This is a genomic window from Arthrobacter gandavensis (assembly GCF_015355785.1).
Lineage (GTDB): Bacteria > Actinomycetota > Actinomycetes > Actinomycetales > Micrococcaceae > Arthrobacter_B > Arthrobacter_B gandavensis_A.
Window position 1 is genome coordinate 412,982 of record NZ_JADKYW010000005.1, and the last position, 25,197, is coordinate 438,178.

Annotated in this window: 34 protein-coding genes; 4 read left to right on the forward strand and 30 right to left on the reverse strand. The window is 63.5% G+C overall.

Annotation, left to right across the window (positions count from 1 at the left end; genetic code table 11):
• Positions 1-8: 8 nt before the first annotated feature.
• Positions 9-359 carry a holo-ACP synthase gene (locus ITX31_RS06955; protein ID WP_194782739.1) on the reverse strand — a complete coding sequence of 117 codons (351 nt, stop codon included), beginning with the start codon at positions 357-359 and terminating at the stop codon, positions 9-11.
• Positions 360-388: 29 nt separating this feature from the next.
• The gene (gene glmS, locus ITX31_RS06960) at positions 389-2,266 is read right to left on the reverse strand and encodes a glutamine--fructose-6-phosphate transaminase (isomerizing) (protein WP_194782740.1); all 1,878 of its coding nucleotides are present in this window, start codon (positions 2,264-2,266) and stop codon (positions 389-391) included.
• A gap of 125 nt (positions 2,267-2,391) precedes the next feature.
• On the opposite strand from glmS, the gene coaA reads away from it, so the two are divergent.
• Together coaA and mscL are read left to right on the forward strand one after the other, a co-directional pair.
• Complete coding sequence (gene coaA / locus ITX31_RS06965) at positions 2,392-3,372, forward strand: type I pantothenate kinase (protein ID WP_194782741.1); 981 nt, start codon at positions 2,392-2,394, stop codon at positions 3,370-3,372.
• 47 nt (positions 3,373-3,419) lie between these two features.
• Positions 3,420-3,827 (forward strand): large conductance mechanosensitive channel protein MscL, encoded by a 408-nt coding sequence (mscL, locus tag ITX31_RS06970; RefSeq protein WP_194782742.1) that lies wholly within the window; start codon positions 3,420-3,422, stop codon positions 3,825-3,827.
• A gap of 21 nt (positions 3,828-3,848) precedes the next feature.
• Here the strand turns inward: mscL and glmM are convergent, their stop codons facing one another.
• The 14 genes from glmM to ITX31_RS07040 form a co-directional block, all read right to left on the reverse strand.
• On the reverse strand, positions 3,849-5,219 hold the full coding sequence (glmM, locus tag ITX31_RS06975) for a phosphoglucosamine mutase (RefSeq protein WP_194782743.1): 1,371 nt from the start codon (positions 5,217-5,219) through the stop codon (positions 3,849-3,851).
• 578 nt (positions 5,220-5,797) lie between these two features.
• Positions 5,798-6,295, reverse strand: coding sequence for a 30S ribosomal protein S9 (gene rpsI, locus ITX31_RS06980; protein WP_194782744.1), 498 nt, complete (start codon positions 6,293-6,295; stop codon positions 5,798-5,800).
• 39 nt (positions 6,296-6,334) lie between these two features.
• Positions 6,335-6,778 carry a 50S ribosomal protein L13 gene (gene rplM / locus ITX31_RS06985; RefSeq protein ID WP_055239378.1) on the reverse strand — a complete coding sequence of 148 codons (444 nt, stop codon included), beginning with the start codon at positions 6,776-6,778 and terminating at the stop codon, positions 6,335-6,337.
• A gap of 278 nt (positions 6,779-7,056) precedes the next feature.
• The gene (locus ITX31_RS06990; protein ID WP_194782745.1) at positions 7,057-7,986 is read right to left on the reverse strand and encodes a tRNA pseudouridine synthase A; all 930 of its coding nucleotides are present in this window, start codon (positions 7,984-7,986) and stop codon (positions 7,057-7,059) included.
• A gap of 37 nt (positions 7,987-8,023) precedes the next feature.
• Entirely contained in the window at positions 8,024-8,578 is a 555-nt protein-coding gene (gene rplQ / locus ITX31_RS06995) for a 50S ribosomal protein L17 (RefSeq protein WP_194782746.1), read from the reverse strand.
• Between the two features lie 64 nt (positions 8,579-8,642).
• Positions 8,643-9,653: a DNA-directed RNA polymerase subunit alpha gene (locus tag ITX31_RS07000; protein WP_055239375.1), complete on the reverse strand. Its 1,011-nt coding sequence runs from the start codon at positions 9,651-9,653 to the stop codon at positions 8,643-8,645.
• Positions 9,654-9,836: 183 nt separating this feature from the next.
• A complete protein-coding gene (gene rpsK / locus ITX31_RS07005; protein WP_055239374.1) occupies positions 9,837-10,238 on the reverse strand; it encodes a 30S ribosomal protein S11 in 402 nt (133 codons plus the stop codon).
• A 67-nt stretch (positions 10,239-10,305) separates the two neighbouring features.
• Positions 10,306-10,683 carry a 30S ribosomal protein S13 gene (rpsM, locus tag ITX31_RS07010; RefSeq protein ID WP_055239373.1) on the reverse strand — a complete coding sequence of 126 codons (378 nt, stop codon included), beginning with the start codon at positions 10,681-10,683 and terminating at the stop codon, positions 10,306-10,308.
• A gap of 177 nt (positions 10,684-10,860) precedes the next feature.
• Positions 10,861-10,974 carry a 50S ribosomal protein L36 gene (gene rpmJ / locus ITX31_RS07015; protein ID WP_012397712.1) on the reverse strand — a complete coding sequence of 38 codons (114 nt, stop codon included), beginning with the start codon at positions 10,972-10,974 and terminating at the stop codon, positions 10,861-10,863.
• Positions 10,975-11,045: 71 nt separating this feature from the next.
• Positions 11,046-11,267, reverse strand: coding sequence for a translation initiation factor IF-1 (gene infA, locus ITX31_RS07020; RefSeq protein WP_055239372.1), 222 nt, complete (start codon positions 11,265-11,267; stop codon positions 11,046-11,048).
• A gap of 212 nt (positions 11,268-11,479) precedes the next feature.
• The gene (locus ITX31_RS07025; protein WP_194782747.1) at positions 11,480-12,229 is read right to left on the reverse strand and encodes a glycerophosphodiester phosphodiesterase; all 750 of its coding nucleotides are present in this window, start codon (positions 12,227-12,229) and stop codon (positions 11,480-11,482) included.
• Positions 12,226-13,611 (reverse strand): ABC transporter substrate-binding protein, encoded by a 1,386-nt coding sequence (locus ITX31_RS07030; protein ID WP_194782748.1) that lies wholly within the window; start codon positions 13,609-13,611, stop codon positions 12,226-12,228. The genes ITX31_RS07025 and ITX31_RS07030 overlap by 4 nt, the downstream gene beginning before the upstream one ends.
• 61 nt (positions 13,612-13,672) lie before the next feature.
• On the reverse strand, positions 13,673-14,551 hold the full coding sequence (locus ITX31_RS07035; RefSeq protein ID WP_416354795.1) for a carbohydrate ABC transporter permease: 879 nt from the start codon (positions 14,549-14,551) through the stop codon (positions 13,673-13,675).
• The gene (locus ITX31_RS07040; RefSeq protein WP_194782750.1) at positions 14,548-15,540 is read right to left on the reverse strand and encodes a carbohydrate ABC transporter permease; all 993 of its coding nucleotides are present in this window, start codon (positions 15,538-15,540) and stop codon (positions 14,548-14,550) included. The genes ITX31_RS07035 and ITX31_RS07040 overlap by 4 nt, the downstream gene beginning before the upstream one ends.
• 190 nt (positions 15,541-15,730) lie before the next feature.
• On the opposite strand from ITX31_RS07040, the gene ITX31_RS07045 reads away from it, so the two are divergent.
• On the forward strand, positions 15,731-16,198 hold the full coding sequence (locus ITX31_RS07045; protein WP_194782751.1) for a DUF2243 domain-containing protein: 468 nt from the start codon (positions 15,731-15,733) through the stop codon (positions 16,196-16,198).
• The gene (locus tag ITX31_RS07050; RefSeq protein ID WP_194782752.1) at positions 16,198-16,989 is read left to right on the forward strand and encodes a cytochrome c oxidase assembly protein; all 792 of its coding nucleotides are present in this window, start codon (positions 16,198-16,200) and stop codon (positions 16,987-16,989) included. The genes ITX31_RS07045 and ITX31_RS07050 overlap by 1 nt, the downstream gene beginning before the upstream one ends.
• Before the next feature lie 120 nt (positions 16,990-17,109).
• On the opposite strand, the gene map is transcribed toward ITX31_RS07050, so the two are convergent.
• From map to rpmC, 14 genes are all read right to left on the reverse strand, one after another.
• Entirely contained in the window at positions 17,110-17,931 is an 822-nt protein-coding gene (map, locus tag ITX31_RS07055; protein ID WP_228529093.1) for a type I methionyl aminopeptidase, read from the reverse strand.
• A 19-nt stretch (positions 17,932-17,950) separates the two neighbouring features.
• On the reverse strand, positions 17,951-18,523 hold the full coding sequence (locus ITX31_RS07060) for an adenylate kinase (RefSeq protein WP_194782754.1): 573 nt from the start codon (positions 18,521-18,523) through the stop codon (positions 17,951-17,953).
• A complete protein-coding gene (secY, locus tag ITX31_RS07065; RefSeq protein WP_194782755.1) occupies positions 18,520-19,833 on the reverse strand; it encodes a preprotein translocase subunit SecY in 1,314 nt (437 codons plus the stop codon). The genes ITX31_RS07060 and secY overlap by 4 nt, the downstream gene beginning before the upstream one ends.
• Before the next feature lie 251 nt (positions 19,834-20,084).
• Positions 20,085-20,540, reverse strand: coding sequence for a 50S ribosomal protein L15 (gene rplO, locus ITX31_RS07070; protein WP_194782756.1), 456 nt, complete (start codon positions 20,538-20,540; stop codon positions 20,085-20,087).
• 1 nt (position 20,541) lies between these two features.
• Positions 20,542-20,754, reverse strand: a complete 213-nt coding sequence (gene rpmD / locus ITX31_RS07075) for a 50S ribosomal protein L30 (protein ID WP_152227310.1) — start codon at positions 20,752-20,754, stop codon at positions 20,542-20,544.
• Positions 20,754-21,428, reverse strand: coding sequence for a 30S ribosomal protein S5 (rpsE, locus tag ITX31_RS07080; protein ID WP_176697540.1), 675 nt, complete (start codon positions 21,426-21,428; stop codon positions 20,754-20,756). Before rpsE ends, rpmD begins: the two co-directional genes overlap by 1 nt.
• 29 nt (positions 21,429-21,457) lie before the next feature.
• On the reverse strand, positions 21,458-21,841 hold the full coding sequence (gene rplR / locus ITX31_RS07085; RefSeq protein WP_091602676.1) for a 50S ribosomal protein L18: 384 nt from the start codon (positions 21,839-21,841) through the stop codon (positions 21,458-21,460).
• 2 nt (positions 21,842-21,843) lie between these two features.
• A complete protein-coding gene (gene rplF, locus ITX31_RS07090) occupies positions 21,844-22,380 on the reverse strand; it encodes a 50S ribosomal protein L6 (protein WP_194782757.1) in 537 nt (178 codons plus the stop codon).
• A gap of 18 nt (positions 22,381-22,398) precedes the next feature.
• The gene (gene rpsH / locus ITX31_RS07095; protein ID WP_055239359.1) at positions 22,399-22,797 is read right to left on the reverse strand and encodes a 30S ribosomal protein S8; all 399 of its coding nucleotides are present in this window, start codon (positions 22,795-22,797) and stop codon (positions 22,399-22,401) included.
• An 86-nt stretch (positions 22,798-22,883) separates the two neighbouring features.
• Positions 22,884-23,453, reverse strand: coding sequence for a 50S ribosomal protein L5 (rplE, locus tag ITX31_RS07100; RefSeq protein WP_055239358.1), 570 nt, complete (start codon positions 23,451-23,453; stop codon positions 22,884-22,886).
• Positions 23,453-23,812 (reverse strand): 50S ribosomal protein L24, encoded by a 360-nt coding sequence (gene rplX / locus ITX31_RS07105; protein WP_191807526.1) that lies wholly within the window; start codon positions 23,810-23,812, stop codon positions 23,453-23,455. Before rplX ends, rplE begins: the two co-directional genes overlap by 1 nt.
• A gap of 3 nt (positions 23,813-23,815) precedes the next feature.
• Positions 23,816-24,184: a 50S ribosomal protein L14 gene (gene rplN / locus ITX31_RS07110; RefSeq protein ID WP_055239356.1), complete on the reverse strand. Its 369-nt coding sequence runs from the start codon at positions 24,182-24,184 to the stop codon at positions 23,816-23,818.
• Between the two features lie 389 nt (positions 24,185-24,573).
• Positions 24,574-24,879, reverse strand: a complete 306-nt coding sequence (gene rpsQ, locus ITX31_RS07115) for a 30S ribosomal protein S17 (RefSeq protein WP_055239355.1) — start codon at positions 24,877-24,879, stop codon at positions 24,574-24,576.
• Entirely contained in the window at positions 24,876-25,196 is a 321-nt protein-coding gene (rpmC, locus tag ITX31_RS07120; RefSeq protein ID WP_191807525.1) for a 50S ribosomal protein L29, read from the reverse strand. The genes rpsQ and rpmC overlap by 4 nt, the downstream gene beginning before the upstream one ends.
• Between the last annotated feature and the right edge of the window lies 1 nt (position 25,197).

Genomic DNA, 25,197 nt, shown 5'->3' on the forward strand with positions numbered 1-25,197 from the left:
GTACAAGACTAGCCTTCCGCGACCACCATGGCAGTGGCCAGGTCCCCGTCATGGCTCAGCGACAGGTGCCAAACCCGTACACCGCGTGCCTCGGCGGCTGCGGCAACCGTCCCCTCGATCCGGATCCTGGGTGCACCGGCGGCGTCAAGTTCAATCTGGCAGTGCTGCCAGTTCATGCCTGCCGGCGCGCCGAGTGCCTTGGCCACCGCTTCCTTGGCAGCGAACCTGGCTGCCAGGGACCGCAGGTTCAGTTCCCGTTCTGCCGGGACGAACAGCCGGGCCCGCAGGCCCGGCGTGCGTTCAAGCTGCCGCCCGAACCGCGGGACATCCACCACGTCCACTCCGATACCGACAATCATGGCGTTCCCCCTGGTTCCTTGCTGCCCGTTTATTCGACGGTGACTGACTTGGCCAGGTTACGCGGCTGGTCTACGTCGTATCCCTTGGCAGTGGCCAGGGCACAGGCAAAGATCTGCAGCGGAACCGTGGTCAGCAGCGGAGCGAGCAGCGTAGGCGTCTCCGGCACGTAGAAGACGTGCTCAGCGTAGGCCTTGACGGCGTCGTCGCCCTCTTCGGCAATCACAATGGTCTTCGCGCCGCGGGCGCGGATCTCCTGGATGTTGGAAACCACCTTGGCGTGCAGCGAATCCCGTCCGCGCGGCGAAGGCACCACCACGAAGACCGGCTGGCCCTCTTCAATCAGTGCAATCGGCCCGTGCTTCAGCTCGCCGGCGGCGAAGCCTTCGGCGTGGATGTAGGCCAGTTCCTTCAGCTTCAGTGCGCCTTCCATGGCTACGGGGAAGCCCACGTGGCGGCCCAGGAACAGGACTGAGGAGGTGCCGGACATCAGGGTGCCAAGTTCCTTGACCTCCCCTGCACTGTCCAGGACCTGCTGGATCTTGGATGGAACCTTGCCCAGGTCCGTCAGGATGTCCTTGATCTCGCCCTGGAACTTGTTGCCGCGGAGCTGCGCAAGATAAAGGCCCAGCAGGTAGGTGGCGGTGATCTGGGCAAGGAACGCCTTCGTCGATGCCACTGCGATTTCCGGGCCTGCGTGGGTATACAGCACGGCGTCTGCCTCACGCGGGATGGTGGAACCGTTGGTGTTGCAGATGGCCAGGACCTTGGCTCCCTGCTCCTTGGCGTACCGGACAGCCATGAGCGTATCCATGGTCTCCCCCGACTGGGAGATCGCCACGATCAGCGTGTTGGCGTCAACGATCGGATCCCGGTAACGGAACTCGTGGCTGAGCTCGACCTCCACGGGAATCCGGCACCAGTGCTCAATGGCGTACTTGGCCACCTGGCCGGCGTAGGCGGAGGTTCCGCAGGCCAGGACCATGATCTTGTTGATCGACTTCAGTTCCTCGGGGCTCACGCGCAGCTCGTCCAGCGTCAGCCGGCCGTCCGCGTCCGAGCGGCCCAGCAGGGTGTCTGCCACGGCCTGGGGCTGGTCATTGATCTCCTTTTCCATGAAGGAGTCGTAACCGCCCTTCTCAGCGGCGGCTGCATCCCAGTTCACGTCGAACTCGGTACCCTCAGCGGGTGCTCCGTGGAAATCCGTGATTTCGACGCTGTCCGGGGTGATGATGACGATCTGGTCCTGGCCCAGTTCCACGGCCCGGCGGGTGAAGTCGATGAACCCTGAAACATCGGAACCCAGGAAGTTCTCGCCGTTACCGAGGCCGACGACGAGCGGCGAGTTCCGGCGTGCGGCCACCACGGTGTCAGGGGAATCGGCATGGACGGCGAGCAGGGTGAACGCACCTTCAAGGCGCTGGCAGGCAAGCTGCATGCTTACGGCGAGGTCCTTGTTGCCGTCACCGGCATAAATGCTGCCCAGCAGTGCCGCGGCCACCTCGGTGTCGGTTTCGGAGCGGAAGACCGCGCCGGCTGCCAGGAGTTCTTCCTTCAGCTCGGCAAAGTTCTCGATAATTCCATTGTGGATCAGCGCAAGACGGTCGTTGTCCGCGAGGTGCGGGTGGGCGTTGCCGTCCGTGGGTCCGCCGTGGGTGGCCCAGCGGGTGTGGCCAATGCCGGTAGTTGCCTCAGGCAGGGGCGCGGCTTCCAGTTCAGCGACCAGGTTCGCGAGCTTGCCGGACTTCTTCCTCGAATCGACTCCCCCGGGGGCGAGGACAGCTACTCCGGCGGAGTCATAGCCCCGGTACTCGAGGCGCTTAAGGCCCTCCATGACAACGTCCAGGGCGCTGTGTCCAACTGCTGCGGCCGCGCCCGGGCGGCCTGTATAACCTACGATTCCACACATGGGGCTAAGACTACCGGCAGGAGCCGCTGCCGGTCCAAAGGGCACGGTTCCCCTGCGGCTTCGGTGAGTCGGACAGGCGCCCACCCCGTTTGGTTTGCCCGCCGGGGCAGTGCACAATTCCTAGAGTGACCGAACCAACTCCGAAGCCGGCGCCAGGCAACGGCCATGAGAGCAACTTCACGCCCTTCGTTGAGCTGGACCGGCAAACCTGGTCGCGGCTGTCCCATGAAATCGAGTCCCCGCTGAACCAGGAGGACATCACCCGCCTCCGGGGGCTCGGTGACCAGCTGAACCTCGACGAGGTTCGGGAGGTCTACCTTCCGCTGTCCAGGCTGCTGAACCTCTACGTGGCAGCGGCCGGAAAACTTCACAGCGCCACGACGACCTTCCTGGGTGAGCAGACGAGGCGCACTCCTTTCGTCATCGGCGTCGCCGGTTCGGTCGCCGTCGGCAAATCCACCACGGCCCGCGTGCTGCGGGAGATGCTGCGGCGCTGGCCGGACACCCCGAACGTCGAGCTGATCACGACCGACGGATTCCTGTACCCGAACGAGGAACTGAAGCGCCGCGGACTCATGGAGCGCAAAGGATTCCCGGAAAGCTACGACCGCCGCCGCCTGCTGCGTTTCGTCAGCGCAGTGAAGTCCGGGGCGGAGGAAGTGCGGGCGCCGCGGTATTCACACCTGACATATGACATAGTTCCCGATTCTGAAATCGTGGTCCGGCGCCCTGATGTCCTCATCGTCGAAGGGCTGAACGTGCTGGCCCCGGCCCGTACCCGTCCGGACGGCCGGTCCGGCCTGGCCCTGAGCGACTTCTTCGACTTCTCGATCTACGTTGACGCCCGTACCTCCTACATAGAGGAGTGGTACGTCCAGCGTTTCCAGTCACTGCGCAGCGGTGCGTTCGCCAATCCGGCATCGTACTTCCACCGCTATGCGGCCCTCACCGACCACGAAGCCCGCGAGACTGCCCTGGATATCTGGAAGCGGATCAACGAACCCAACTTGGTAACCAATGTGCTTCCCACCCGCGGCCGCGCCCAGCTGGTACTGACCAAGGACGCTGACCATTCCGTACGGCGCATGCTGCTGCGCAAGACCTGACACCTGCGGCGTGCGAAGCCCCGGGCCCGGACAGTTACGCTGGCGGAATGCTAAAGGGATTCAAAGACTTCATCCTGAAGGGCAACGTGCTGGATCTGGCAGTCGCCGTGATCATCGGTGCTGCGTTCACGACTGTTGTGAACGCCCTGGTCAACGCGGTGCTTATGCCGTTCATCTCCGGGCTCGTCGGGTCGCCGAACTTCGACAGTTTCGCCTCGATTGACTTCAACGGGAACCAAATCCAGTTCGGCCTCCTGCTCACGGCCGTCGTCAACTTCCTGCTCGTGGCAGCAGCCGTGTACTTCGTGATCGTGCTGCCGATGAACAGGATGATTGAACGCCGGAACCGCCGGTTGGGAATAACACCGGAAGAGAGTGCGGATCCCCAGGTCATGCTGCTGACCGAGATCCGGGACGTCCTCGCGGCCCAGGCACCGGGCGGGTCCAAGCACTAGTCCCGCCCGGGGCTGGCCGGATTAGACTCCCGCGCCTTCAGAGGCTTTCAGCGAGAGGTTAGCTTCGACGACCTCGGCGAGTTTCGCCGCGACGCTCTGCGCGGTGTCCATGTCCGCCGCTTCAACCATGACGCGCACCAGCGGTTCGGTTCCCGACGGCCGCAGCAGGACCCTGCCGGTTTCCCCAAGCTTCTCCTGGGCATCGATGACGGCCTGGCGGACAGCCTCGTTGGTGGCCGCTGCCGTCTTGTCTACGTTCTTGACGTTGATGAGCACCTGTGGGAGCTTGTCCATGATGCTCGCAAGCTGCTTGAGGCTGCGGCCCGTCTTGGCCAGCTGAGCGGCCAGCTGCAGGCCGGTCAGGACGCCGTCACCGGTGGTGGCGTACTTCGAGAAGATGACGTGGCCGGACTGCTCACCGCCCAGGCTGTAACCGCCTTCGCGCATGGCTTCGAGCACGTACCGGTCCCCAACCCCGGTTTCGCGGATGCTGATGCCGGCCTCGCGCAGCGCCAGCTTGAGGCCAAGGTTGCTCATGACCGTGGCGACGAGGGCGTCGTCCTTGAGTTCTCCCGACGCTTTCATGGCTACGGCCATGATCGCCATGATCTGGTCACCGTCCACAATGCTGCCTTCGGCGTCCACGGCGAGGCAGCGGTCCGCATCGCCGTCGTGCGCGATGCCAAGGTCCGCCCCATGCTCAAGGACAGCGGCCTGCAGCTGCCCCAGGTGCGTTGATCCGTAGCCGTCATTGATGTTGACGCCGTCAGGATCGGCGCCGATGACAACTACCTCCGCCCCGGCGTCTGCGAAGACCTGGGGTGAGCAGCCGCTGGCAGCACCATGCGCGCAGTCCAGCACCACCTTGATGCCGTCAAGCCGGTTGGGAAGAGTCTGCAGCAGGTGAACTACATAGCGGTCCTCAGCGTCCGCAAAACGCTTGATGCGTCCCACTGCGGCTCCGGTAGGCCGGAGGCTGGGTACCTGCATCTCGGCCTCGATGGCGTCTTCAAGTGCGTCGTCGAGCTTCTGCCCGCCGCGGGCCAGGAACTTGATGCCGTTATCCGGTGCGGCGTTGTGGGAAGCGGAGATCATGACGCCGAAGTCTGCTTCAAGGTCCGCTACCAGGAACGCTGCAGCCGGAGTGGGCAGGATCCCGGCGTCGAAGACGTCCACCCCTGAACTGGCCAGTCCGGCCTCCACGGCTGCGGAGATGAAGTCGCCGCTGATACGCGGGTCCCGCGCCACCACTGCAACCGGACGCTTACCGCCGGGCACCTGCCGGTGACCGAGCACCACCGCTGCCGCTTGCGCCAGTCCCAGGGCGACCTCTGCGGTAATGAGTCCGTTGGCCAGGCCCCGAACCCCGTCGGTACCAAACAGTCGTGTCATAAAAATATCCTTAAAGCATGCGGCCGCCAGGAAGAACCGGGAACGTGGGGGGCTGCCCGGCCGGGGGCAGGCACGACCCCCGCGCCCATTCTGCCACCACATTATCGTCCGCGGCGAAACCCCCGGCCCCTCCCGTCGGGTCGAATGGGCGTATTTTTCTTTCCACAGGTCCGGGAATCCCGCGCTGGCTTGGGACTTCAGCCCTTCGGTGTCCGATGCGGCACACTTACCCGCTTGGCACCCGCTCCGGGCCGCCCCCGCTGTGCCGGCTCCAACTCTGGTTTCCAACACCTGGAGGCCCCGGGTTCTGCTTCTTAACGGGCCTACATAGGGCCGGGCATGCGGAAGGCCCCCGGCAACTGCCGGGGGCCTTCCGCATAAACCCTCTGATTCCACCCGCCCAAACAAGCGCTTGTGGAGCCAAGTGCCAATTCGGCGCGAGGGCCCCAAAAGGACAGGCGCTCCAGCACCTGCCGATCGGGACGGCGCGTTTTAGCGCTTGTGGAGCCAAGCGCCAATTCGGCGCGAGGGCCCCAAAGGGCAGGCGCTCCGGCGCCTGCCCTTTGGGTAGCGCTGAATTAGCGCTTGGAGTACTGAGGCGCCTTGCGGGCCTTCTTGAGACCAGCCTTCTTGCGCTCGATGACGCGGGCATCACGAGTCAGGAAGCCGGCCTTCTTCAGTGCCGGGCGGTTGTTCTCGCGGTCGATCTCGTTCAGCGAGCGGGCCACGCCGAGACGCAGTGCGCCGGCCTGGCCGGACGCGCCGCCACCATGGATGCGGGCGATGACGTCGTAGGCGCCGTCGAGGTCGAGGAGCTTGAACGGCTCGTTGACTTCCTGCTGGTGCAGCTTGTTCGGGAAGTAGTCAGCCAGTTCGCGGCCGTTAACGATCCACTTGCCGGTACCGGGAACAACGCGCACGCGGGCGATTGCTTCCTTGCGGCGGCCAACTGCGGAACCTGCAACGGTCAGGGCCGGGCGCTCCTTAACGGCCGATTCGGCAGCGTCAGGGGATTCCGAGGTGTAGCTGGTGAGCTCCTCGGTGTTTTCATTCAGCTCTTCAGTGTTCTGAGCCACGATTCTCCTTGAATTTATTTCTTAGTTGGCGGGCCAGAACTACTGGGCGACCTGGGTGATTTCGAAGGTCTTGGGCTGCTGGGCGGCGTGCGGGTGCTCGGCACCCTTGTACACCTTCAGCTTGCCCATCTGCTGTGCAGCAAGGGAATTCTTGGGCAGCATGCCGCGGATGGCCTTCTCAACTGCGCGCACCGGGTTCTTCTCCAGCAGTTCGGCGTAGTTGACGGAGGACAGGCCGCCCGGGAAACCCGAGTGGCGGTAGGCACGCTTCTGTTCGAGCTTGGCGCCGGTCAGGGCAACCTTCTCAGCGTTGATGATGATGACGAAATCGCCCATGTCCATGTGGGGAGCAAAGGTCGGCTTGTGCTTTCCGCGCAGCAGTGTTGCGGTCTGGCTGGCAAGACGGCCTAGGACAACGTCGGTGGCGTCAATGACGTGCCACTGGCGGTTGATGTCGCCGGGCTTCGGGGTGTACGTACGCACGGTTTTTGCCTTCGTTTCTTCTTCTTAGGTGGCGCGCTGCGCATGGATGCCATACGCAGTGCAGCTTCTCTATGCGTTACCGGATGGTCAGGTGAGGACTGAATTAACCAGTGGTCCTGAGATCTCGGCTATCTCCCCGGGGCCAGGTGGCTCTGCAACTGAGCCGCTCCCGTGGGCATAGGCCTATCGAGGTAGGACACGCACAACGACTATAAACAATAGCCTGCTTGCCGGGTCAGGTCAAAGTACCGGCAGGCATGCCACTGTCCGGGACTATTCTATTCCCTCCGGGCCCGCGTTGCTTCCGCCCGGGCGCGGAGCTCGGCCTCCCCGGGATACTTCACTTCTTCAAGCACCAGCGGATGGGGCGGGGCGAGCTTGGACTTTGAGTCCCGGACCCTGGCGAACATCCGTTCGGCCAGCCAGCCCGGGGCCCTTTCCCCCGTTCCCACCAGCAGCGAACCGCCAATCAGGGAGCGGACCATGTTGTGGCAGAAGGCATCGGCCTTCAGCCGTGCTTCGAGGATGCCGTCCTCTCGCCTGGTAAACGTGAACTCCTGCAGTTCACGCACTGTCGTTGCACGCTCGCGGGGTTTGCAGAAGGAGAGGAAATCCTGCACGCCAAGCACGCCCGAAGCAGCCTCATTCATCGCTGCTTCATTCAGTTCCGCCTTGTGCCACAGGGTGGTGCCGCGCTGCAGCGGATCCCAGCCCTGCTGGTTGTCGGCGATGCGGTAGCTGTAGCGGCGCCACAGCGCCGAGAACCGGGCGTCGAAGCCCTCAGGGGCAAGCGAAGCCCGGTGAACCTCGATGGCGCCGGCCATGGCTTCCACGGCCCTTCGTGACAGGCCGGCTTCCTTGAGCGGTACCGTCAGCTCACGGTTCAGGACTCCGCGCAGCCTGCGCCTGAACGCTTCGTCCGGAGGAAGGTCAGTACTCCGGGCCAGGCCGGTCCATTCATCAGCGGCGGCGTCGAAGTGCACCACCTGCCCGCGTGCGTGTACCCCGGCATCGGTCCGTCCTGCGACAGTAACGCGCACCGGACGGCGGAAGAGCACCGCCAGTGAAACCTCCAGTGTTCCCTGGACGGTCACCAGCCCCGGCTGCGTGGCCCAGCCTGCAAACGGAGCGCCGTCGTAGGAAAGGTCAAGCCGAATACGAAGAGGCCCGCCGTCCGGGTTAGGGACAGCGGGCCTCTCGATCGTCATGCCCCAATATTAAGGGCACAGCGCGGAAATCCGAGAATTACTTCTTCTCTTCGGTTTCCTCGGCAGCTTCGTCAGCGGAGTCTGCAGACTCTGCGGATTCCGCCGAGTCGGCAGACTCAGCAGAATCGGCGGAATCGCTGGAGTCAGCCGAATCGGCGGACTCTGCAACCGGAGCCGGAGCAGCGGCGGCAGCAGCGGTGGAAGCCTCAGCCACGACGGACTGCTTGGCGGAAAGCGGCTCCAGCACCAGTTCGATGACGGCCATGGGAGCGTTGTCGCCCTTGCGGTTGCCGATCTTGGTGATGCGGGTGTAGCCGCCGTCGCGCTGTGCTACGGCCGGCGCGATCTCGGTGAAGAGCTCGTGGACGAGGCCCTTGTCGGAGATCAGGGCCAGGACGCGGCGGCGGGAAGACAGGTCTCCGCGCTTTGCGAAGGTGATCAGGCGCTCGGCATACGGGCGCAGGCGCTTGGCCTTGGTCACCGTGGTGGTGATCTGCTTGTGCTCGAACAGCTGGGCTGCCAGGTTCGCCAGCATCAGGCGCTGGTGAGCCGGGCTGCCTCCGAGGCGCTTACCCTTGGTGGGTGTAGGCATTACATTTTCTCCTCAAACGGTGCCGCGCAGTGCTCCTTGGCACTAACGGCAAGATTTTGCGTGTTTAGAGCTCGTCGTCCGAGAATTCGGACTCGTCCTCTTCGATGGCTGCGGCGCGGGCGGCCAGATCAAACCCGGGAGGGGAATCCTTCAGGGACAGACCCAGTTCAACCAGCTTCGCCTTCACCTCGTCGATGGACTTCGCACCGAAGTTGCGGATGTCCATCAGGTCAGCCTCGGAGCGGGCTACGAGTTCACCCACGGTGTGGATGCCTTCGCGCTTGAGGCAGTTGTAGGAGCGCACGGTCAGCTCGAGGTCCTCGATCGGCAGGGCCATGTCGGCTGCCAGTGCGGCGTCCGTGGGGCTCGGACCGATTTCGATGCCTTCTGCTGCAGTGTTCAGTTCGCGGGCCAGGCCGAAGAGCTCCACCAGGGTGGTGCCTGCAGAGGCGACGGCGTCGCGCGGTGCAATTGCATCCTTGGTTTCGACGTCGACGATCAGGCGGTCGAAGTCGGTGCGCTGCTCGACACGGGTGGCCTCCACGCGGAAGGTCACCTTCAGGACCGGCGAGTAGATGGAGTCAACCGGAATACGGCCAATCTCCTGGTCGCCGGACTTGTTCTGGCTTGCGGAAACATAGCCGCGTCCACGCTCGATGGTCAGTTCGAGTTCGAACTTGCCCTTCGAGTTCAGGGTGGCGATGTGCAAATCCGGGTTGTGGAACTCGACGCCGGCCGGCGGAGCAATGTCCGCGGCAGTGACGACGCCGGGCCCCTGCTTGCGCAGGTAGGCCACGACGGGCTCGTCGTGCTCGGAGGACACCGAGAGGTTCTTGACGTTCAGGATGATCTCAGTGACATCCTCCTTAACGCCCGGAACGGTGGTGAACTCATGCAGAACTCCGTCGATCCGGATGCTGGTTACGGCAGCACCGGGGATGGAGGAAAGGAGCGTACGGCGAAGCGAGTTGCCAAGCGTGTAGCCGAAGCCCGGCTCCAGCGGCTCGATGATGAACCGGGAGCGGTTGTCGGCTACTACTTCTTCAGTGAGGGTGGGGCGCTGTGCAATGAGCACTTGCATTTCCTTTCAGCGAGCGTCCGCTATATGACGCAACACAAATGGTGGAAACGACGACGACGGGGACACCCCGCGCGCGTCTTGGACGGCTAGCAGCCTCGCACCCGGGCCTGTGCCGCGTCCGGTTCCCTGCCCTGCAGGAAACCGATACGCGGCGCAGGCACCGGCAACGAATGCGAATTAGACGCGGCGGCGCTTCGGGGGACGGCAGCCGTTGTGTGCGCTCGGGGTGACATCCTGGATGGTGCCAACTTCCAGGCCGGTGGCCTGGAGCGAACGGATTGCGGTCTCGCGCCCGGATCCCGGACCCTTCACGAAGACGTCGACCTTGCGGACGCCGTGCTCCTGTGCGCGCTTGGCAGCGGCTTCAGCAGCCATCTGCGCAGCGAACGGGGTGGACTTACGGGAGCCCTTGAAGCCAACCTCACCGGCGGAAGCCCATGAGATGACAGCACCGGTCGGGTCCGTAATGGACACGATGGTGTTGTTGAAAGTGCTCTTGATATGCGCCTGGCCCAGCGCGATATTCTTCTTATCCTTGCGACGCGGCTTGCGTACCGCTCCACGAGTCTTGGGGGGCATTACTTCTCCTACAAAGAGTTTGGTTTAGGTGACCTGGCTGTGCAGGTCATGGCCTGGACCGCGTTATTTAGCGGCCGGCCTTCTTCTTACCGGCAACCGTGCGCTTCGGGCCCTTGCGGGTACGAGCGTTGGTCTTGGTGCGCTGGCCATGGACAGGCATGCCGCGGCGGTGGCGGATGCCCTGGTAGCTGCCAATCTCGACCTTGCGGCGGATGTCGGCTGCTACCTCGCGGCGGAGGTCACCCTCAACCTTGAAGTTGCCCTCGATGTAGTCACGCAGCTGAACGAGTTCAGCGTCGGTGAGGTCCTTGACGCGAGTATCCGGGCTGATGCCGGTCTCTGCCAGGGTCTGCTCTGCACGGGTCTTGCCCACGCCGTAGATGTAGGTAAGCGCAATGACAACCCGCTTTTCGCGGGGAATGTCTACGCCGGCGAGACGTGCCATATTGGCGGTTCTCCTTTGGTGTTACCGGAGGTCTGAAGCAGTACGTCCCTGTTGCCAGGTCCCCGGCCTCCGTACCGGGGGTGTGCGTCACGCGTATCAGACGCTGTACTGCTCATATTCAATTACTACGCGTGGGCTGAGCGCGCTCCGGCACCGGGCCGGAGCAGGAGCCGCTGGTTAGCCCTGGCGCTGCTTGTGGCGCGGGTTCTCGCAGATCACCATGACTCGGCCGTTACGGCGAATCACCTTGCACTTATCGCAGATCTGCTTGACGCTCGGCTGGACCTTCATGGTTTTCCTTTGCGTGGTTGCAGGGTTGAACTCCAGTTCCCTCCCGGAGGAGTGAACCGGAGCCTTGGTTGTTACTTGTAGCGGTAGACGATACGGCCCCGGGTGAGGTCGTACGGGCTAAGTTCCACCACAACGCGGTCTCCGGGGAGGATGCGAATGTAGTGTTGACGCATCTTTCCCGAGATGTGTGCGAGCACAATGTGGCCATTGGCCAGCTCAACGCGGAACATCGCGTTGGGCAGGGCTTCGTTGACCGAGCCCTCAATCTCTATGACGCCGTCTTTCTTGGCCATATCCTCCGCTAACGTCTGTGCCGCCCCAATTTGGCTTGGGCAGCGGTTTTTGGTGTTTGATGGCCTCTCTCGCCGAACCCCGTCCCAGCCCGCGTGGAGGCGGATGGAAAAGGGCACGAATGTAGAGACAACCAACAGATAACTCTACGGCACAGCTCCGATTATGTTAAATCCTTCAGGCCGGTTCCGGCCGCGGCAGGCGGTGTCGTGGTTTAGGCGTCCGTCCCGGACCACGCAGCAAGCTCCCCGGGGCGGTCGGTGATGATCCCGTCCACGCCTGCCCCGGCGGCCTCCGTCCACTGCCCTGCTTCATTCAGGGTCCACACGAGAACTTGAACGCCCGCGGCATGCAGCATCGGGACCAGGTTCGGGGATGCCCGCAATACCCCGCCGTGGGGGTTGCAGTACGAGCTTGCGGTCTCCGCAAGAAACTCCAGCAGGGGTTCCTGCCGTGCAGGTGCCGGCGCAGCCACGATAAGCAGGCCACGGTCTATGTCCGGCGCGGCCTCGTACAGGCTCCGCACGGTGTGCCGGGAGAAACCCTGAAGCACGCAGCGGCCGGCGATCCCGGTTTCCCTCAAAGTGCGCGCGGCGACGCCGGCCTGTTCCGGGGTCCACTCCCCCTTGAACTCCAGCAGCCAGCGCAGCTGCGGGTTGGCAGAGGCAAAGCGGGCCAGGTCTTCCAGGTCCGGTATGCCCTCCCCCGCGTATTCGGAGGAGAACCAGCTGCCGGCGTCTGCCTCGCGCAGCGCGGCGCCGGACAGTTCCGCTACCCGTCCGTTCCGCCCGCCGGTGCGGTCCAGTGTTTCATCGTGGATGAGCACGATTGTCCCGTCCGCGCTGAGCTGCAGGTCGGTTTCGATCATCCCGGCCCCGGCGGCGGCCGCTGATGCGAAGGCGGCGAGGGTGTTTTCGGGTGCGCGGGATGAGTTTCCGCGGTGCGCTATGTTCAGCAGGTTCACAGGTAGGGCTCAACGTTCTGTTCGAATGACTTGGCGATGGCGTCAGCTGCCGCCGCTAAGGCCTCCGCTGCGGGTGTGTCCTGAAGCATGATCTTCTCCAGGGCCGTGGTCAAGTGCTGGTCCCCCGAGGGAACGAAGGAACGTGCCCAGTCCTGCACCCGGGTGGCGGCGAGCTGGTCGACGGCGGTGCGGAACTGGGGTGCCTTGGCGTAGACGGCCTGCATTTCGTCACTGTCCGCGGCCGAGGTCCGAACCGGCATGTAGCCGGTGTTCGCGGAAAAGTACGCGGTTTGCTCGGGTTCGCCGATGAACTGAAGGAACATGGCCGCCGCAAGCTGCTGCTCCGGAGACTTCTCGGCCGCGATCGCTATGCCGGTGCCTCCGGTGGGGCAGCCGGGACCGGCCGGACCTTCCGGCAGGAACCCCGTGCCGACGTCGAACTTCGCCGCCTCCATGATCCCGCTGAGTGAGCCCGTGGAAGCGATGGTGCAGGAGCTCACGGCCGCGGTGAAGTCCGCGACGTAGTCGGCGGCCGAAACCGCAACTGTCTGGTCCCGGTGGATCATTCGGCGGAGGAACTCCCCGGCTTCGAGCGTCTTGGGATCATCCAGTGTCAGCGTCCATTCTTTTGAGTACTGTCCGCCGAGTCCCCACATGATGTTGCAGAACCACCAGGCGGACCAGGAGGTGTCCGAGCCCAGCGCCATGGGCACCGCGCCGCCGTTGGCCGCCGCGAGGGCCGGGGCCCAGGAGGTGTACTCGTCCCAGGTTTTCGGCGCCCGGTCGGGCAGCCCGGCGGCCTTGAACAGGGTGCGGTTGTAGTAGAAGAGCGGTGTGGAACGGGCATATGGGAAGGCCCAGTGGCTGCCGTCGAACTCGTAGTCGTTGTACAGGCCGGTGTTGTAGTCGGCCGTGTCGATTCCCAGGTGGGCAGCCACATCGTCCACGGGAAGGATCTGCCCGTTGATCATGTACCGGAACCACCAGACGTCGCTGGCGCCGACGAGGTCCGGGACGTTGTTGGTTCCGGCCGAGGCCTGGAACCGCTGCGCAACCTCGTCGTAGTTCGCACCCGCAGTTACCAGGTCCACCTCGATGCCGGTCTCAGCGGTGAACCGGCGGATCAGTTCCTCTTCAATGGGCTTCGAAGCTCCAGGGTGGTTGGACCACCAGGTAATCCTGCCGGCCGGCGTGACGGAGGCCCAGTCAGTCCCTGCCTTTTCCACTGCTCCCCCGGTACCGGCGGTGGACGGACCGCCGCAGGCAGCCAGGGCGGCGGAACCGCCGAGGATGCCGGCGAGGGTCAAGAGGTTCCGGCGGCTGAGGCCCGCGGGGACAGCCGAAGTGCCGGAGGCAAGGCGGGAGGCAGAACGGTTCTTCATGATTTCCTTCGGGTTGGGTTCTTCGAGCATGTTGGTTGGGGAAGCGGTGGTGCCGGTTTGGTCAGCCGGTCACCGCTCCGGCGGTCAGGCCGGAGACGATCCGCCGCTGGAGGACGAAAAACAGGGCTAGGACGGGGACGGTGACCAGCACGGTTCCGGCCATGAGCACTCCCCAGTTGGTGACGCCGTCGTTGTTCTGCAGGAGGGTCAGGCCGACGGGGAGGGTCATCATTTCGGCCCGGTCCACCACCAGCAGCGGCCACAGGTACTCGTTCCACTCGTTGACGACGGAGACCAGCGCTACGGCGGCGATGGTGGGCGCTGACATCGGGACCACGAACTGGAACAGCCGCCGGAGGTGCCCGGCGCCGTCGAGCACCGCAGCCTCCATCACCGACGCCGGCAGCGAGAGGAAGTGCTGGCGGAACAGGAACGTGCCAAAGGCACTGGCAAGTCCGGGCAGGATGATCCCCTGGTAGGTGTTGAGCCAGCCCAGCTCGGCCACCAGGGTGTAGTTGGGAATAATCACGATCTGCTGCGGAACGAGCAGGGCAAAGACAACGACGGCGAAAAACACCTTCTTGAAGGGCACGTCCACAAACACGAGGGCGTAGGCGGTGGTCAGGCCGAGGAATATCTTCAGGCCGGCGCCGATGAGCGTGACGAGCAGCGAGTTCGCGAAGAAAGAGCCGAACGGAACACGTTCCAGGGCCTGGGCATAGTTGGACAGGTCCCAGCCTGCGGGAAGCCACTGGATCGGTACCGTGTAGATTTCTTCCGGTTCCTTGAAGCTGGCCAGCAGCATCCAGACCAGCGGCAGGATCATCACCGCCACGGCCGCGAACATCCACAGGTATCCCCCCGGGGCGTGGTTTCGCGGTGGGCGGCCACGGGACCCCGGCTTCGCGGACTGCTGGAGAGAGGGCACTGCGGTGCTCACGAGTAGTGCACCTTCCGTTCAACGAATTTGAGCTGCAGGAGCGTTACGGCCAGGAGCACCAGGAACAGGATGGTGGCAATCGCCGAGGAGTATCCGGCGGTTCCCGCCACGAAACCCTGCTGGTAGATCTGGTACATCATGGTGGTGGTTCCTTCGAGCGGCCCGCCTTTGGTCATCGCCTGGATGATGTCGAAGGACTGCAGCGAGCTAAGCAGCGTCGTCACCGAGAGGAAGAAGGTGGTGGGCCCCAGCAGCGGCAGGGTGATCCCCAGCAGCGTGCGGATCCGTCCTGCCCCGTCCAGGGACGCGGCTTCCAGCAGGTCCCTGGGAATTGCCTGCAGGCCCGCCAGATAAATGAGGGCCACATACCCCACGTTTTTCCAGAGGTAGACGATGATGACCATTGCCAGGGCGTACCCCGGGTCGTTGTACCAGTCCGGCGAGGACATTCCGAGGCCCTGCAGCACCGCCGAGGTGATGCCGAAATTCGGATCGAAGACGAACAGCCACAGCAGCCCGACGGCGACGCCGGAGAGCACGTAGGGCGCGACGACGATGGTGCGTGCCGCCCCCTTCAGTTTCAGTTTGCTGTTCAGGAGCAGTGCCAGGGCGAGCCCGATGATCATCCCGCCGCCAACGGTTGCCAGGGTGAAAACCACGGTCACCGTGACGATCTGCGGCGTGCCGGGCGCAGTAAACCAGTCGGTGTAGTTGCGGAGGCCGACCGGGCGCGCGATCGCCGAGCCGATGTTCCACTGGAGCGTGGAGTAGTACAGCGACTGGAGCAGCGGCTTGTACGTAAAGACCAGCAGCAGGGCGATGTTGGGGCCCGCCAGCAGCGCGAACAGCAGCCAGTTGGAGGGCCTGCCCCTGCGCCGTCCTGCTGGTCTGGGCCTGGCCCGTGCACGCGGGGAGTCCGCCGCCGCGGAAGGGGAGCCCGGCCTCGGGGAGGGGCCATGCCCCGGCGGGGACAAGATAGTTGAAGACATAACAGGTGAGACCTTCGTCGGGAGCTGGGTGACGCCTCCAGCGTAGATTTCCTGAACCGGTCGCAGCCTCCGTATCCGGCCGGGCAGCGAAGGCTTCAGCGTCCGTTGGAAGTGCTTTCAACAGGGGTTAAGGGAGCGTTCACTTTGTGACGCCGGGTCCGTCCAGCGCACATTTGCTAGGGTCGGGTTCATGAGCTCCCCACGTGCCGAAGTGCTGAGGCCCGCCCGCAGGAACGTGCTCTCCGGAGTCCTGGTTGGTATCGGCATTGCCGCATTCGTCGACGAAGTGGTCTTCCACCAGCTGCTGCAATGGCACCACTTCTACGACAAGTCCACCGCGTCGGCGGGTCTGTTCTCGGACGGCCTGTTCCACGCCTTTGGGTGGTTCGCCGTCGTCGCCGGCCTGTTCCTCTTCGCGGACCTGCGCCGGCACGATGTATTCATCCCCGTTCGGTGGACCGGAGCGGTCCTGCTCGGCACCGGAGCCTTCCAGCTCTACGACGGCACCGTCCAGCACAAGCTGCTGACCCTGCACCAGATCCGTTACGACGTTGAAGTTCTCCCCTACGACCTGGCGTGGAACAGTGCCGCGGTGCTGATGATCGGCGCGGGCATATTCCTGCTGTTCCGCACCCGTCCGTCCGATCCACGGCGCTGATGGACCATTCAGGGGGGACGTTCCCGGCCGAGGCGTTCTTCCTGATCCCTGCAGTCGCAGCGACCGCTGCCTATGTGGCCGGCGCCTGCTCGCGAAGGGCACGCGGCTGGCCGAAGCGCCGCACCGCGGTGTTTATCCTGGGTGTGGCTCTTGCCGTGCTGACCATCCTGGGTCCGCTGCCCGGCCTCGCGCACCGCAGCTTCACCGTCCTGTCCCTTTCCCACGTTGTGGCAGGGATGGTGGTTCCGGTGCTCCTGGTGCTTGCCCGTCCCGTTACCCTCGCGCTGCGGTCCATGGACCGGATTCCAGCCCTGCGCACCGTGAGGATCCTGCGCAGCACCCCGGCCCGAATACTCTCCGGGCCCCTTGCCGCAGCGGTGCTCAACATCGGCGGCATGTACCTGATGTTCCGCACTCCCCTCTTTGACGCCATGCGTACCCACGCGCCCGTGCACTGGATCATCACATTCCACCTGGTGGCGGCAGGGTACCTGTGGACGGCAGCACTGATTGGACGCGACCCCAACCCGCACCGGGCGGGCCTGCCGTTGCGGGCCGGGGTCCTGCTCCTTACCGCCGCCGCGCACAACGTCCTGGCAAAGTCCCTCTATGCCCAGCCTCCCGCGGGCATTCCAGCGGATGAAGCAGAGGCCGGAGCCATGGCAATGTACTACGCCGGGGGTGCCGTGGAGCTCGCCGTTATGATCATTTTCTGCCTCCAGTGGTACCGGGGCCCGGCGCAGCGGCGTTTCGCACCGGCGGTGCCCGAATACTCGGCCGTGCCAGGATAAGACGTGCTGGGTAACCGGCTGTGCCTGGGAAAGGCCCGGAGAGCCGAAAGGCCCGTCCTGCCGGTGGGCAGGACGGGCCTTTCGGTCAGGCACCCGGTGGGGGTGCCGGCAGAGCCGGCGTCAGGGAACAGGCACCGGTGTGACGCCTAGCGGCGCGAGCCGCGAGGCACCGCCGTCGGGAGCCGTGAGCACCCAAATTCCTTTGTCGTGGATCGCCACGGTGTGTTCCCACTGGCAGGACCTGGCGCCGTCGGTAGTCACTACGGTCCAGTCATCTTCCAGCGTCACGGTCTCAATGCCTCCGCGCACCAGCATCGGTTCGATGGCCAGGCACATACCCGGCTTCAGCTTGGGACCGCGGTGGCTGGTCCGGTAGTTGAGCACATCCGGGGCCTGATGCATTTCCGAGCCGATACCGTGGCCTACGTAATCCTCGAGGATGCCCAGCGGCTTTCCAGGAACGGAACTGACGTAATCGTCGATCGCGGCACCGATGTCACCGATGAACCTGCCCTTGGCAGCAGCTGCGATACCGTGCCACATGGCGTTCTCGGTGACGTCGGACAGCCGCTGGTCTTCCGGATCAGCAGTGCCGACGATGACGGTCCGCGCAGAGTCGGAGTGCCAGCCGTCCACGACGGCACCGCCGTCGATCGAGATGATATCCCCGTCGGCCAGCACCCTGGTGCCCGGGATGCCGTGCACTACTTCCTCGTTGACCGAGGTGCAGATGGTGGCCGGGAAATCGTAGTACCCCAGGAAGTTCGACGTCGCGCCCGCCTCGGCCAGCACCCCGGCGAAGACCCTGTCGATCTCCGCCGTGGTGATGCCGGGACGCGCAGCGGCTACCGCCGCGTCCAGTGCCTTGATGAGCACGAGGCCTGCCTCGCGCATGGTGCGCATCTGCGCGTTTGTCTTGTACTGGATCCGCGGCTGGGCCAACGTCTCGCCTTCTATCTGTTTAGCTGGTCTGCTTGAGTGCCTGCATGACGCGCTCGGTGACTTCATCGATGTCTCCGAGGCCGTTCACGCGGGTCACGATTCCCCGGTCCTCGTAGCGGGCTACGACGTCGGCGGTCTGCTGCTTGTACAGCTCCAGCCGGTGACGAATGACTTCCTCGTTGTCGTCAGCGCGGCCTTCGATTTCAGCACGGCGCAGAAGGCGGGAAACCAGTTCCTCGTCATCGGCGGTCAGCAGGAGCACAGCATCCAGGCTGTCGCCGCCGGCAGCGAGGATGTCATCGAGTTCCTCAACCTGCGCCACGGTGCGCGGGTACCCGTCCAGGAGAAACCCGTCCTGGACATCTTCTTCCTGCAGGCGGGAACGCACCATGTTGTTGGTGACCTCGTCCGGAACGAAGTTACCGGCGTCGATGTACTTCTTGGCTTCGATGCCAAGCGGGGTCAGGTTCTTCACGTTGTGCCGGAAGATGTCTCCGGTGGAGATGGCGCTGACACCGAGCCGTTCGGAAATACGCGTTGCCTGTGTTCCCTTGCCGGCACCTGGGGGCCCAATAATGAGCAGACGTGTCATCGCAATAACCCTTCGTAGTGACGCTGCTGGAGCTGCGCGTCAATTTGTTTGACCGTCTCGAGTCCCACACCAACCATGATGAGGATCGAGGTTCCGCCGAACGGGAAGTTCTGGTTTGCCCCGACCAGCACCAGGGCAATCAGCGGAATGAGGGCAACAATGCCCAAATACATGGCGCCGGGCAGGGTGATGCGGGAAAGCACGTACTGCAGGTATTCGGCGGTGGGGCGGCCGGCACGGATGCCGGGGATGAACCCGCCGTACTTCTTCATGTTTTCCGAGACTTCCTCGGGGTTGAAGGTGATCGACACGTAGAAGTAGGTGAAGAACACGATCATCAGGAAATACACGGCCATGTACAGCGGGTGGTCACCCGACGTCAGGTAGTTGTTGATCCAGACAACCCATTCCGGCGGAGCAGATCCGTCCGAGGGAGTGTTGAACTGGGCCAGCAGCGACGGCAGGTAAAGCATGGAGGACGCAAAGATCACGGGAATCACGCCGGCCATGTTGACCTTGATCGGGATGTAGGTGTTCGTGCCGCCGACCGTGCGCCGACCCACCATGCGCTTGGCGTACTGCACGGGGACGCGGCGCTGGGACTGCTCCACGAAGATCACGAGCGCGACGGTGACGATGCCGATGGCGATCACGCCGAGGAAGATGGTCCAGCCCTGGGCGGTCAGGATGGCGCCGAGGGCGCTGGGGAAGCTCGCGACGATCGAGGTGAAGATGAGCAGGGACATGCCGTTGCCGACGCCCTTCTCCGTCACCAGCTCGCCCATCCACATGATCAGGCCGGTGCCGGCAGTCAGGGTGATGATCAGCAGCAGGATGGTGATGATGTTGTCATCCGGGATGATCGGCACCGAGCACTGGTTGTTGAACAGCGCGCCGGAACGGGCCAGGGAGACCACGGTGGTTGCGTTCAGCAGGCCCAGGGCGATAGTCAGGTAGCGGGTGTACTGCGTAAGTGTTGACTGTCCCTGCTGGCCTTCCTCATACAGTGCCTGGAAGTGCGGGATCACGACGCGCAGCAGCTGCACGATGATGCTGGCGGTGATGTACGGCATGATGCCGAGGGCAAAGACTGAGACCTGCAGCAGGGCGCCGCCGCTGAAGAGGTTTACGAACTCGTAAAGGCCACCCGAGGTGGCACCAAGAGCCAAGCACTGCTGCACATTGCCGTAGTCAACACCCGGGGCCGGGATAAAAGCACCCATGCGGAAGATAGTGATGATTCCCAGCGTAAACAACAGCTTGCGTCGCAGGTCTGGCGTCCGGAAAGCCCGGCCAATAGCGCTAAGCAAGCGTCCTCCTGAAGAAAAGTGTGGAAGTGAGTCCCGGCGGGACCCGAACAAAACCTGAGTCTATCCGCTCAGGGCCGCTGTTGCGTTATTGAACATAACAGCGGCGGGAGCGTTAAAGGCACCAAGCCCCCGGCCGGCCCTTTGAAGGCCTGCCGGGAGCTTAGTGTCATGCTGCTTGGCGCACAACCGGCTGCCGGCACCCGGGAATCCCGGGACCGGCAGCTCGGTGAGTGCGCGGAAGAACACGGTGCTTAGAGCGCCGTGGTCGATCCGCCTGCTGCAGCGATCTTTTCAGCGGCGCTTGCAGAGAACGCATCCGCCGTGACATTGACCTTGACGGTGATGTCACCGGTGCCGAGCACCTTGACGGGCTGGTTCTTGCGCACGGCACCCTTGGCAACGAGGGCCTCAACGGTGACCTCGCCTCCTTCGGGGAACAGTTCGGAGATCTTGTCCAGGTTCACAACCTGGAACTCGACCTTGAACGGGTTCTTGAAGCCGCGCAGCTTCGGCAGGCGCATGTGCAGCGGCAGCTGCCCGCCCGCGAAGCCGGCCTTGACCTGGTAGCGGGCGGCAGTACCCTTGGTACCGCGGCCAGCGGTCTTGCCCTTGGAACCTTCACCGCGGCCAACACGGGTCTTAGCCGTCTTGGCACCCGGAGCAGGACGCAGGTGGTGGACCTTCAGAGCCTTGTTATCTTCGGCCATTTTACTTCGCCTCCTCAACCTTCACGAGGTGCGGAACCGTGTTGATCATGCCAACGGTCACGGCATCTGCACTGCGGACGACGGTGTCGCCGATGTGCTTCAGGCCGAGTGAACGCAGCGTGTCGCGCTGATTCTGCTTACCACCGATGGTGGACTTAATCTGGGTGATTTCCAGCTGTGCCGAGCTGACGGCAACGCGCTTCGGAGTAGTCATCATGCACCAGCCTTCTGCATGTTGCGGATCATCGCAGCGGGAGCAACTTCGTCCAGCGGCAGGCCACGGCGGGCAGCCACGGCCTGGGGCTCTTCGAGGCGCTTCAGCGCGTCAACCGTGGCGTGCACGATGTTGATCGCGTTGGAGGAACCCAGCGACTTGGAAAGCACGTCGTGGATACCGGCGCACTCGAGGATGGCACGAACCGGACCACCGGCGATAACACCGGTACCCGGGGAAGCCGGACGGAGCAGGACGACGCCTGCGGCTGCCTCGCCCTGCACCAGGTGCGGGACGGTGCCGGCAATGCGGGGAACGCGGAAGAAGGACTTCTTCGCTTCCTCGACTGCCTTGGCGATAGCCGAGGGAACTTCCTTTGCCTTGCCGTAGCCAACGCCGACCATGCCGTTGCCGTCACCGACAACAACCAGGGCGGTGAAGCTGAAGCGACGACCACCCTTGACCACCTTGGCGACGCGGTTGATGGTCACGACGCGTTCAATGAACTTGTCCTTGTCATCATTGCGTCCGCCGTCGCGTCCGCCGCGTCCGCCGCGGTCACGGCCTCCACGGTCGGAGCGCTGCTCGCCCCGGCGGCCGCCGCGGCGGTCGTCGTTGCCTGCGGCAGCGGTTTCCTTGGTCTCAGTTGCCTCAGCAGATGTAGCTTCAGTCACCTGATTTTCCTTTTCCTTGTTTGCCTCGGTCACAGTGCCAGCCCACCTTCGCGTGCGCCGTCTGCGACAGCCGCGATGCGGCCGTGGTAGCGGTTGCCGCCGCGGTCAAACACCACGGCTTCGACGCCGGCAGCCTTGGCACGTTCGGCAACGAGCTCGCCGACGCGCTTGGACTTGGCGGTCTTGTCGCCCTCCATGGAACGCAGGTCTGCTTCCATGGTGGACGCGGATGCAACGGTTACGCCGCGGCTGTCATCGACAACCTGGACGAATACGTGGCGGGCAGAGCGGTTGACGACCAGGCGCGGACGAGCCGCGGTGCCGGCAATGCGCTTGCGGATCCGCAGCTGGCGGCGGCTCCGGGAAGCGGACTTGCTCTTGGAATTGCGCTTCTTATTGATGCTGATGGCCATGATTACTTACCAGCCTTTCCGACCTTGCGGCGGACAATCTCGCCGGCGTAACGAATGCCCTTGCCCTTGTAGGGGTCAGGCTTGCGCAGCTTGCGGATGTTGGCGGAAACCTCGCCGACCTGCTGCTTGTCAATGCCGGAAACGGTGAGCTTCGTGGGGCCCGTAACGGTGAGCGTGATACCCTCCGGAGCCTTCACGGAAACCGGGTGGCTGTAGCCCAGGGCGAACTCGAGGTCCGAGCCCTTGGCCTGCACGCGGTAACCGGTGCCTACGATTTCCAGGTCCTTCTTGTAGCCTTCGGTCACACCGGTGATCATGTTGGAGATCAGGGTGCGGGTCAGGCCGTGGAGGGAACGGGATTCGCGCTCGTCATTGGGGCGGGCGACGGTGATGGTGTTCTCGTCCATGGAAACCGAGATCGGGCTGGGCACAACGTGGCTCAGCTCGCCCTTGGAACCCTTGACCGTGACGGTGTTGCCATCAATGGCAATCTCGACACCGGCGGGGACAGAGATGGGCAGACGTCCAATACGTGACATTATTCTTTCCCTTCCCTGCTACCAGACGTAGGCGAGGACTTCCCCACCCACACCCTTCTTGGCGGCCTGGCGGTCGGTCAGCAGGCCTGACGACGTCGACAGGATGGCGATACCCAGCCCACCGAGAACTCGCGGCAGGTTGGTGGACTTTGCGTATACACGCAGGCCCGGCTTGGAGATGCGGCGTACGCCGGCGATTGAACGCTCGCGGTTCGGACCGAACTTGAGGTCCAGGGTCAGCGTCTTGCCAACCTGTGCCTCTTCTTCCTTCCAACCGGCGATGTAACCCTCGGCCTTCAGGATGTCGGCAACGCGTGCCTTGAGCTTGCTGTACGGCATGGACACTGTGTCGTGGTATGCCGAGTTTGCGTTGCGCAGACGCGTAAGCATGTCTGCGACAGGATCTGTCATTGTCATGTGGGCTCTAGCCCTCCCTCGTAACGGTTTCTGCTGCTCGGCGCGGAGCGTGCCCTGCGTTAAGCAACAGACCTTTTACGTAGTAATTAGTCTTCGGATTTGAACGGGAAGCCGAGCGCCTTCAGAAGCGCGCGTCCCTCGTCATCGGTCTTTGCGGTGGTAACCACGGTGATGTCCATACCGCGAACGCGGTCGATCTTGTCCTGATCGATTTCGTGGAACATCGACTGCTCGGTGAGACCGAACGTGTAGTTGCCGTTGCCGTCGAACTGCTTGCCGCTGAGGCCGCGGAAGTCGCGGATACGCGGGAGCGCCAGGGTGACCAGGCGGTCTACGAACTCCCACATGCGGTCGCCGCGCAGCGTAGCGTGCGCACCGATCGGCATGCCTTCGCGCAGCTTGAACTGTGCGATCGACTTGCGTGCCTTGGTGATCTGCGGCTTCTGGCCGGTGATGGCCGTCAGGTCGCGTACAGCACCATCAATGAGCTTGGAGTCCTTGGCGGCATCTCCAACACCCATGTTCACGACGACCTTGACGAGGCGCGGAACCTGGTTGACGTTTGCGTAGTTGAATTCGTCCTGCAGAGTCTGCTTGATTTCCGCTGCGTAGCGGGTCTTCAGACGGGGAACGATCTTGGTGACAGTCTCAGTCATTAGAGGTCCTTCCCAGAGCCCTTGGCGACGCGGATTCGCACAGTGCGGGTCCGGCCGTCCTTTTCGACGGTTTCGGTGCGGTAGCCAACACGGGTGGGCTTCTTCGTCTCGGGATCCACGACGGCCACGTTCGAAACGTGGATCGGGGCCTCAACAACCTCGATGCCTCCGGTCTTGGAACCACGGGAGGACTGGCCAACCTTGGTGTGCTTGGTGACGCGGTTGATGCCCTCAACGAGCACGCGGTTGGTCTCGGGGAAAACCTTCAGAACCTTGCCCTGCTTGCCGCGGTCTCCGCCGCGCTCAGCCTTGGCACCGGTGATGACCTGAACCAGGTCACCCTTCTTGATCTTTGCCATGATCTACAGCACCTCCGGAGCCAGCGAAATGATCTTCATGAACTTCTTGTCGCGAAGTTCGCGGCCGACCGGGCCGAAGATACGGGTACCGCGGGGGTCACCGTCGTTCTTCAAGATCACTGCAGCGTTCTCATCGAACTTGATGTAGGAACCGTCCTGGCGGCGGCGTTCCTTCTTGGTACGGACGATGACGGCCTTGACCACATCGCCCTTCTTGACGTTGCCGCCGGGAATTGCGTCCTTGACGGTGGCAACAATGGTGTCGCCAATGCCTGCGTAGCGACGGCCGGATCCACCGAGAACGCGGATGGTCAAGATTTCCTTGGCACCCGTGTTGTCGGCGACCTTCAGTCGCGACTCCTGCTGAATCACTTATTACTCCTGTCGTCGCGCTGGTTCTCAGTCTTCCTGAGCCTTGCGGAACGGATATGGGTGGACCCCGTAATACTGGTACTCAGCACCGGCCCCTACGGGCCGCTCTGCAGCGCAAGCCGCAGCACCATGCTGAACAAGATTATCGGGCTTTTGCCTTATTCGGCGGTGAGGAAGGGCATCCGAAAGAGGACATGCTTCCGCACCACACAGACAAGATTTCAAGTTTACCGCGAAAAGGCCCCGGAAACGAAATCGCATGATTTCGCCGCCGGGGCCCTGACGCTGTGGACGGCGCCTGTGTGCCGAAGGATCTGCCCTAAAGCCTCTCCCCCGGCACACGCTCCGGCCTGTTTTGTGCTTTGCAGCTGTTGCCTTGCGGCGTTTGGCTACTTGGCCTTTTCGATGATCTCCACCAGGCGCCACCGCTTGGTAGCGGAAAGCGGGCGGGTCTCGGCGATCAGCACCAGGTCACCAATGCCGGCAGCGTTCTGCTCGTCATGGGCCTTGCGCTTCTCGGTGCGGCGAAGAACCTTGCCGTACAGTGCGTGCTTCACGCGGTCTTCGACCTCGACGACGATGGTCTTGTCCATCTTGTCGGAGACCACGTAGCCGCGAGCGGTCTTCCGGTACCCGCGGGCATCGGCTCCGTTTGCGTCAGTTGTCACTGCTGCCTCATTCTTGTTTTCGCTCATTTGGCATCATCCTCGGCAACCGCAGCTTCGGACTCCGCAGCCTTCTTCTTGGACTTCTTCTTCTCGGGGGCTGCTTCCTCAACGGGAGCAGCTGCCTCGGGACGAATTCCCAGTTCACGCTCGCGGAGCACCGTGTAGATGCGGGCGATGTCGCGCTTTACGGCACGGAGCCGTCCGTTGTTCTCCAGCTGCCCGGTGGCGGACTGGAAGCGGAGGTTGAACAGCTCCTCCTTAGCCTTGCGAAGTTCTTCAACGAGACGCTCGTTGTCGAACCCGTCCAGCTGATCAGTTGCAAGTTCCTTTGAACCGATAGCCATT

What these genes read in the sequence shown, in the direction of transcription:
- ITX31_RS06955 (WP_194782739.1), bottom strand. Translation starts at nt 359, where the DNA reads ATGATTGTCGGTATCGGAGTGGACGTGGTGGATGTCCCGCGGTTCGGG.
- glmS (WP_194782740.1), bottom strand. Translation starts at nt 2,266, where the DNA reads ATGTGTGGAATCGTAGGTTATACAGGCCGCCCGGGCGCGGCCGCAGCA.
- mscL (WP_194782742.1), top strand. Translation starts at nt 3,420, where the DNA reads ATGCTAAAGGGATTCAAAGACTTCATCCTGAAGGGCAACGTGCTGGAT.
- glmM (WP_194782743.1), bottom strand. Translation starts at nt 5,219, where the DNA reads ATGACACGACTGTTTGGTACCGACGGGGTTCGGGGCCTGGCCAACGGA.
- ITX31_RS06990 (WP_194782745.1), bottom strand. Translation starts at nt 7,986, where the DNA reads ATGACGATCGAGAGGCCCGCTGTCCCTAACCCGGACGGCGGGCCTCTT.
- rplQ (WP_194782746.1), bottom strand. Translation starts at nt 8,578, where the DNA reads ATGCCTACACCCACCAAGGGTAAGCGCCTCGGAGGCAGCCCGGCTCAC.
- rpsK (WP_055239374.1), bottom strand. Translation starts at nt 10,238, where the DNA reads ATGCCCCCCAAGACTCGTGGAGCGGTACGCAAGCCGCGTCGCAAGGAT.
- rpsM (WP_055239373.1), bottom strand. Translation starts at nt 10,683, where the DNA reads ATGGCACGTCTCGCCGGCGTAGACATTCCCCGCGAAAAGCGGGTTGTC.
- rpmJ (WP_012397712.1), bottom strand. Translation starts at nt 10,974, where the DNA reads ATGAAGGTCCAGCCGAGCGTCAAGCAGATCTGCGATAAGTGCAAGGTG.
- infA (WP_055239372.1), bottom strand. Translation starts at nt 11,267, where the DNA reads ATGGCCAAGAAAGACGGCGTCATAGAGATTGAGGGCTCGGTCAACGAA.
- ITX31_RS07030 (WP_194782748.1), bottom strand. Translation starts at nt 13,611, where the DNA reads ATGAAGAACCGTTCTGCCTCCCGCCTTGCCTCCGGCACTTCGGCTGTC.
- ITX31_RS07040 (WP_194782750.1), bottom strand. Translation starts at nt 15,540, where the DNA reads ATGTCTTCAACTATCTTGTCCCCGCCGGGGCATGGCCCCTCCCCGAGG.
- ITX31_RS07045 (WP_194782751.1), top strand. Translation starts at nt 15,731, where the DNA reads ATGAGCTCCCCACGTGCCGAAGTGCTGAGGCCCGCCCGCAGGAACGTG.
- ITX31_RS07050 (WP_194782752.1), top strand. Translation starts at nt 16,198, where the DNA reads ATGGACCATTCAGGGGGGACGTTCCCGGCCGAGGCGTTCTTCCTGATC.
- ITX31_RS07060 (WP_194782754.1), bottom strand. Translation starts at nt 18,523, where the DNA reads ATGACACGTCTGCTCATTATTGGGCCCCCAGGTGCCGGCAAGGGAACA.
- rplO (WP_194782756.1), bottom strand. Translation starts at nt 20,540, where the DNA reads ATGGCCGAAGATAACAAGGCTCTGAAGGTCCACCACCTGCGTCCTGCT.
- rpmD (WP_152227310.1), bottom strand. Translation starts at nt 20,754, where the DNA reads ATGACTACTCCGAAGCGCGTTGCCGTCAGCTCGGCACAGCTGGAAATC.
- rplR (WP_091602676.1), bottom strand. Translation starts at nt 21,841, where the DNA reads ATGGCCATCAGCATCAATAAGAAGCGCAATTCCAAGAGCAAGTCCGCT.
- rplF (WP_194782757.1), bottom strand. Translation starts at nt 22,380, where the DNA reads ATGTCACGTATTGGACGTCTGCCCATCTCTGTCCCCGCCGGTGTCGAG.
- rpsH (WP_055239359.1), bottom strand. Translation starts at nt 22,797, where the DNA reads ATGACAATGACAGATCCTGTCGCAGACATGCTTACGCGTCTGCGCAAC.
- rplE (WP_055239358.1), bottom strand. Translation starts at nt 23,453, where the DNA reads ATGACTGAGACTGTCACCAAGATCGTTCCCCGTCTGAAGACCCGCTAC.
- rplX (WP_191807526.1), bottom strand. Translation starts at nt 23,812, where the DNA reads ATGGCAAAGATCAAGAAGGGTGACCTGGTTCAGGTCATCACCGGTGCC.
- rpsQ (WP_055239355.1), bottom strand. Translation starts at nt 24,879, where the DNA reads ATGAGCGAAAACAAGAATGAGGCAGCAGTGACAACTGACGCAAACGGA.
- rpmC (WP_191807525.1), bottom strand. Translation starts at nt 25,196, where the DNA reads ATGGCTATCGGTTCAAAGGAACTTGCAACTGATCAGCTGGACGGGTTC.